This is a genomic window from Roseomonas sp. TAS13 (assembly GCF_001950415.1).
Lineage (GTDB): Bacteria > Pseudomonadota > Alphaproteobacteria > Acetobacterales > Acetobacteraceae > Roseomonas > Roseomonas mucosa.
In genome coordinates, this window is the sequence record NZ_BDLP01000259.1 from 1 (window position 1) to 6,294 (window position 6,294).

Consider the following 6,294-nt stretch of genomic DNA (forward strand, 5'->3'; position numbering starts at 1 on the left):
GGGGGGACCGGGGGAAAAGGCGGAGCCTTGTCCCCCGGGACGGCGCAATGCCGGACGTCGCCGGAAAGGTAGTGCCAGGGTGGCGGGATCAGCCCTGGAGCAGCAGCGCCAGCATGGCCACCGCCATGGCGGCCCCGGCGGAGCGGGCCACGGCGCGGCCGGCCGGGGCGCGCCAGCGGCCGAGCCCCAGGCCCAGCGCGTGCAGGCCGGCGGTGGCCAGGAGGAAGCCCGCGGCATAGGCGGCGGCCCCAGCCCCGGGGTGCATCTCCGCGCCATGGGCGTGGCCGTGGAAGAGGCCGAAGAGCGCCGCCAGGGACAGGGCCGCGGCCAGCGGCAGGCGGGCGGCAAGCGCGACCACGGCGCCGAGCACGATCACCGAGGCGGCGATCCCGGCCTCCACCATCGGCAGGCCGAGGCCCGCCATGCCCAGCGCGCCGCCCAGCGCCATGGCGCCGAGGAAGGCGGCGGGCAGCGCCCAGGTCGCGCGGCCGCCCAGCAGCCCGGCCCAGAGGCCGATTCCCAGCATGGCCATCAGATGGTCGAGCCCGCCCAGCGAATGGGCGAAGCCGGCGGTGAAGCCATCCACCGGGCCGATGCCGGTATGGGCCAGGGCCGGCAGCGGCAGGAGCAGCGCGGCGGCGACGGGAAGGAGGCGGCGCATCAGGCTTGGGTTCCTCGGGCGGTGGCGGAAAGGCCGCGGGCGGGAATGCCGCCGGCCTCCAGGATGAAGGCGGCGATCTCGGCCACGCCCCGGTTCTCCTTCAGGTTGGTGAAGAGGAAGGGGCGCTGGCCACGCATCCGGCGGGAATCGCGGTCCATCACGCCGAGATCGGCGCCGACCAGCGGGGCGAGGTCGATCTTGTTGATCACCAGCAGGTCGGAGCGGGTGATGCCCGGCCCGCCCTTGCGCGGGATCTTGTCGCCCGCCGAGACGTCGATGACGTAGATCGTCAGGTCCGCCAGTTCCGGCGAGAAGGTGGCGGCGAGGTTGTCGCCGCCGCTCTCGATGAAGAGGATCTCCAGCGCCGGGAAACGCTCCACCATCTCGCCGACAGCGGCGAGGTTGATCGAGGCGTCCTCGCGGATCGCGGTGTGCGGGCAGCCGCCCGTCTCGACGCCGGTGATGCGCTCCGGCTCCAGCGCGCCGGAGCGGGTGAGGAACTCCGCATCCTCCCGCGTGTAGATGTCATTGGTGATGACGGCGATGTCGTGCGTGGCGCGCAGGTACTTGCACAGGCGGTCGGTCAGCGCGGTCTTGCCGGAGCCGACGGGGCCGCCGACGCCGACGCGGAAGGGGCCGTTCGCCTGCCGATGACCGGAGCGTCCTGCGGACGCGGAGGCCTGGATCGGCTGGCCAGAAACGATTTCGGTCATGAGCGGAAGAGCCTCGTATACTGGGTCTCGTGACGCATGGAGAAGAGGTCGAGCACCGGGGCGGCGGTGCCGATCTCTTCGGGATCGGCGGCCAGGGCGGCGTCGGCGGCGGCCTCCACCACGGGCAGAAGCGTGGCGGTGGCGATCTGCCCGTCCGTCTGCCCCAGCGGGACGAGGCGAACGCCGGCGCTGACGAGGTTGGCGGCGAAGCCCGAGAGCCAGGCGAAAAGCGCCGGGCGGAGCGCGACGCCGTTCCAGGCCGCCGCCGCGCCGAAAGCCACGGGATGCGTCATGCGGCGCGGATGGCGGGCCACGAAGGCGGCGAAGCGGGGCTCCGGCCAGGCGGCGGCGGTGACGCTGGCGAAGGCATTCCCCTGCGCCGTGCTTTCCAGCGCGGTCTCCGCCGTGCCGCGCCAGGCCAGGGACAGTTCGGCCACCTCGTCGAGCCCCCCCTCGTCGCCGTCCCGCGCGGCCCGCCAGGCGGCGGCGAGGAGCGGCCCGTCCACCGCCCCGGCCCCCCGCGTCAGCGCGGCGGCGATGTAGTCGGCGAGGCCCTGGCGGTCGCGCACGGCGCCCTCCTCCACCGCGGCCTCCAGCCCATGGCTGTAGGTATAGGCACCGACCGGATAGGCCGGGGAGATCCAGGCCAGCAGGCGGTAGAGGGCGGCGTCGCCCTCAGCCATGCCGGTGGCCGTGATGCGTGTGGCCGTCGCCATGGTGGTGGTCGTGGCCATGGTCGTGGCTGTGCCCGTGCCCGTGCCCGTGATCGTGATCGTGGTCATGCGCGTGCCCATGACCTTCCTGCGGCCCATGATGGTGGGCGGTGTGGCGGTTGTGCTCGCCATAGGCGCCGCCTTCCGGGTTGAAGGGCGCCTGGACCTGCCGGAGCGTGGCGCCGAGGCCGCGCAGCATGGCGGTGATCACGTGGTCGTCGCGGATCAGGATGCGCTTCGCATCGATCTCGGCCGGCAGGTGCCGGTTGCCGAGATGCCAGGCGAGGCGCGCGAAATGCGCGGGATCGGCGGAGGTCACCTCGACCAGCGGCTCCGGCGCGGCATGGACGGCAATGGTGGTGCCATCCTCGCAGCGCAGCCCGTCGCCGTCATAGAGCACCGTGGCTTCCGGCAGGTCGAGCAGGAAGGAGAGCCCCCTCTCGCCCGTGTAGCGGCGGCGGCGGCGGTGGCGGTCGTCGAAATCGAGCGTGATGCTGTCGCGCGCCCCGGCCGGGTCCCATTGCCCGGCGGGAAGGATGGTGGTGGCGCGCGGCAGGGTGCTGTCGGTCATCGGGGCTTCTCAGAACAGGAAATAGCGCTGCGCCATGGGCAGCACCTTCGCGGGCTCGCAGACCAGCAGCTCGCCATCGGCGCGGACCTCATAGGTCTCGGCATCCACCTCGATGCGCGGGCAGAGGTCGTTCAGCACCATGTCGCGCTTGCTGATGCCGGAACGCGTGTTGCGCACGGCGACGAGGGGCCGGGTCACGCCCAGGCGCTCGCCGAGCCCGGCATCCAGCGCGGCGGCGGAGGTGAAGGTGACGCCGATCGCCGGCAGGGCACGGCCGAAGCCGCCGAACATCGGGCGGTAATGGACCGGCTGCGGCGTCGGGATGGAGGCGTTGGGATCGCCCATCGGCGCCATGGCAATGGTGCCGCATTTCAGCACCATCTCCGGCTTCACGCCGAAGAAGGCCGGGCTCCAGAGCACGAGATCGGCCAGCTTGCCGACCTCGACGCTGCCGACATGCTCGGCGATGCCCTGGGAAATGGCGGGGTTGATCGTGTACTTGGCGATGTAGCGGCGGGCGCGGAAGTTGTCGTTGTCGCCCACCTCCTCCTTCAGCCTTCCACGCTGCTGCTTCATCTTGTGGGCGGTCTGCCAGGTGCGGATGATCACCTCGCCGACACGCCCCATCGCCTGGCTGTCGGAGCTCATCATCGAGATGGCGCCGAGGTCGTGCAGGATGTCCTCGGCCGCGATGGTCTCGCGCCGGATGCGGCTCTCGGCGAAGGCCACGTCCTCGGGGATTCTCGGGTCCAGGTGGTGGCACACCATGAGCATGTCGAGATGCTCGTCCAGCGTGTTCACCGTATAGGGCATGGTGGGGTTGGTGGAGCTGGGCAGCACGTTCGGCTCGCCCACCAGCCGCAGGATGTCGGGGGCATGGCCGCCGCCCGCGCCCTCGGTGTGGAAGGCCTGGATGGTGCGGCCGCCGATGGCCCTGATCGTGCTCTCGACGAAACCGCTCTCGTTCAGCGTGTCCGTGTGGATGGCGACCTGCACGTCCAGCGCATCGGCCACGGCGAGGCAGGTGTCGATGGCCTTCGGCGTGGTGCCCCAGTCCTCGTGCAGCTTCAGCCCCGCCGCGCCAGCATGGATCTGCTCCTCCAGCCCCTTCGGCAGGGCGGCATTGCCCTTGCCGAGAAAGCCGAGGTTCACCGGAAAGCCTTCCGCCGCCTGGATCATGCGGGCGAGGTGGAAGGCGCCGGGCGTGGCGGTGGTGGCGAGCGTGCCATGGGCCGGGCCGGTACCGCCGCCGAACATGGTGGTGACGCCGGAAGCCAGCGCCTCCTCGATCTGCTGCGGGCAGATGAAGTGGATATGCACGTCGATGCCGCCGGAGGTGAGGATGCGGCCCTCCCCCGCGATGATCTCGGTGCCCGGGCCGATGACGATATCGACGCCCGGCTGCGTGTCCGGATTGCCCGCCTTGCCGATGGCGGCGATCCGGCCGTCGCGCAGCCCGACATCGGCCTTGTAGATCCCGGTGTGGTCGAGGATCAGCGCATTGGTGATCACGGTATCCATGGCGCCGCCGTCGCGCCCGACCTGGGACTGCCCCATGCCGTCGCGGATGACCTTGCCGCCGCCGAACTTCACCTCCTCGCCATAGGTGGTGAGGTCGCGCTCGACCTCGATGACGATGTCGGTGTCGGCGAGGCGGAGCCGGTCCCCGATGGTGGGGCCGTACATGCCGGCATAGGCGGAGCGGGAGATCCGGGCGGGCATGGTCAGAGCTTTCCTTCGATCGCGCCACGGAAGCCGTGGACCACGCGATCCCCGGCGAAGGGGATGAGGCGCACGGTGCGGGTCTGGCCCGGCTCGAAGCGCACCGCTGTGCCGGCGGCGATGTCCAGGCGCTGGCCGCGCGCCCGGTCGCGGTCGAAGCGCAGCTCGGGATTGGTCTCGGCGAAGTGGTAGTGGCTGCCGACCTGCACCGGGCGGTCGCCGGTATTGGCGACCTCCAGCTCCGTGACCGGGCGGCCGGCGTTCAGCTCGATCTCGCCGCTGGCGGGGAAGAGTTCTCCGGGAATCACCTTCGTTCTCCCCTAGCGGATCGGCTCGTGGACGGTGACGAGCTTGGTGCCGTCGGGAAAGGTCGCCTCGACCTGGATCTCGTGGATCATCTCGGCGACGCCCTCCATCACCTGCTCGCGCGTCAGGACGGTGGCGCCGTCGCGCATCAGTTCGGAAACGCTGCGGCCGTCGCGGGCGCCCTCCACCACGAAGTCGGTGACCAGGGCCACGGCCTCGGGGTGGTTCAGCTTCACGCCCCGCTCCAGCCGCCGGCGCGCGACATGGGCGGCCATGGCGATCAGCAGCTTGTCCTTTTCGCGCGGCGTCAGGTGCATGGGCGGCTCCGTTCGGTGCGGCGGAGTATGCGGGCGGGGCGCGGCGGGGGTCCAGGGGGGGGAGAGCACGACGCGGCGGGCCGGGCGCCGCCGTTCAGGGAAGCAGGCGCCGGACCATCATGATCTCGTCCACCTCCCGGCCCTCGTGCAGGAAGCCGCCGGGGATGCAGCCGATCTGGCGGAAGCCCTCACGCTCGTAGAAGCGGCGCGCCACGGGGTTCTCGGCGCTCACCATGAGCTCGACCTGCCGGTGGCCCAGCCGCCGGGCGTGGTCGACGGCATGGCGCAGGAGGCGGCCCGCCAGCCCGGTGCCACGCTGCTCCGGGCGCAGATAGACCATGATGAGCATGGTGCGATGGGCGGTCTTGCTGGAGGACTGGGCCATCAGGCCCATGATCCCGACGGGCTCCGCGCCCTGGAAGGCGACGAAGACCGGGTTCGCGGTCAGGCGGCGGCGCCATTCCTCCGGCGGCAACGCCTCCCAGTCCGCCGCGGTGCTGGCATAGGCGGCGGGCTCGGCGCGCAGGGCCTCCAGGCGGATCCGGCGGAAGACCTCCTCGTCACCGGGCTGCAGGCATCGGATCATGTTCCGGACTCCTTTCCGCCGAAGCGGGCGCCGAGGCCATCGCCGCGGCCAGAGGGGCAGAGAGCAGGCAGAGGTAGCGGGCTCTCCTCCGGCCCGAAAGCACCGGGGGCCGGATTCAGGTCATCCATAGCCGTGGCAGCGCGCGCGGCAGGCCGAGCAGCCCGTCGCGGCAGGCGGGAATGGCGCTGGCGAGCGCGGCACGGACCGGCGCGGCGGGGCCGAGCCAGCGGAGCAGGAGAATGCCCTCGCGCGGCATGGTGGCGGCGCCCTGGAGAGGCCCCGTGGACGCGGCGAGATCGCGGAAGGCGGAAAGGTGCGCGGCCGCGTCCGGGGCGGCGTAGAGGAGCGTGGCATAGGCGCCCGCGCCGCCGAAGGCGAAGCGGTCGGCGAGGGACTCCCCAGGCGGATCAAGGCGCAGGGCATCGGTCCAGACGAGGCGCCCATCGCGGCGCAGGCGCCAGCGGTCGTGCAGGAAGCCGGTCGCGAAGCGCTCGCCCCTGGCATGGCGGCCGAAGACGAGCATCTCGGCGGCCAGCAGGCGGGCACTGGCGGCGAGCTCGATGTCGAGACCGCGGCGCAGGCGGGCGCCGTCGAAGAGGATGGTCTCCTGCGGCAGCCATTCGAGGGTGGCGCCGGGTTCCGCCCGGAGGGTCGTGGCGATCCGGGTATCGGGGCCGAGGGAGCGGTAGAGCTTCTCGGCGGCGG

9 protein-coding genes are annotated in these 6,294 nt (G+C 72.0%); all 9 read right to left on the reverse strand.

The window, feature by feature from the left end:
- Positions 1-88: 88 nt before the first annotated feature.
- Positions 89-661: a HupE/UreJ family protein gene (locus tag ROTAS13_RS17325; protein ID WP_075822958.1), complete on the reverse strand. Its 573-nt coding sequence runs from the start codon at positions 659-661 to the stop codon at positions 89-91.
- Positions 661-1,374 (reverse strand): urease accessory protein UreG, encoded by a 714-nt coding sequence (ureG, locus tag ROTAS13_RS17330; RefSeq protein WP_252571049.1) that lies wholly within the window; start codon positions 1,372-1,374, stop codon positions 661-663. Before ureG ends, ROTAS13_RS17325 begins: the two co-directional genes overlap by 1 nt.
- The gene (locus ROTAS13_RS17335) at positions 1,371-2,108 is read right to left on the reverse strand and encodes an urease accessory protein UreF (protein ID WP_083755588.1); all 738 of its coding nucleotides are present in this window, start codon (positions 2,106-2,108) and stop codon (positions 1,371-1,373) included. The genes ureG and ROTAS13_RS17335 overlap by 4 nt, the downstream gene beginning before the upstream one ends.
- On the reverse strand, positions 2,050-2,658 hold the full coding sequence (locus ROTAS13_RS17340) for an urease accessory protein UreE (protein WP_083755589.1): 609 nt from the start codon (positions 2,656-2,658) through the stop codon (positions 2,050-2,052). Before ROTAS13_RS17340 ends, ROTAS13_RS17335 begins: the two co-directional genes overlap by 59 nt.
- Before the next feature lie 9 nt (positions 2,659-2,667).
- Positions 2,668-4,380 carry an urease subunit alpha gene (gene ureC / locus ROTAS13_RS17345; protein ID WP_075822959.1) on the reverse strand — a complete coding sequence of 571 codons (1,713 nt, stop codon included), beginning with the start codon at positions 4,378-4,380 and terminating at the stop codon, positions 2,668-2,670.
- A gap of 2 nt (positions 4,381-4,382) precedes the next feature.
- Entirely contained in the window at positions 4,383-4,688 is a 306-nt protein-coding gene (locus ROTAS13_RS17350; protein WP_019460839.1) for an urease subunit beta, read from the reverse strand.
- Between the two features lie 12 nt (positions 4,689-4,700).
- The gene (locus ROTAS13_RS17355; protein WP_075822960.1) at positions 4,701-5,003 is read right to left on the reverse strand and encodes an urease subunit gamma; all 303 of its coding nucleotides are present in this window, start codon (positions 5,001-5,003) and stop codon (positions 4,701-4,703) included.
- Positions 5,004-5,097: 94 nt separating this feature from the next.
- Positions 5,098-5,589, reverse strand: coding sequence for a GNAT family N-acetyltransferase (locus tag ROTAS13_RS17360; RefSeq protein WP_019460837.1), 492 nt, complete (start codon positions 5,587-5,589; stop codon positions 5,098-5,100).
- A 115-nt stretch (positions 5,590-5,704) separates the two neighbouring features.
- Positions 5,705-6,294: urease accessory protein UreD (locus ROTAS13_RS17365; protein WP_075822961.1), on the reverse strand; the 590-nt coding region annotated here is incomplete at its 5' end.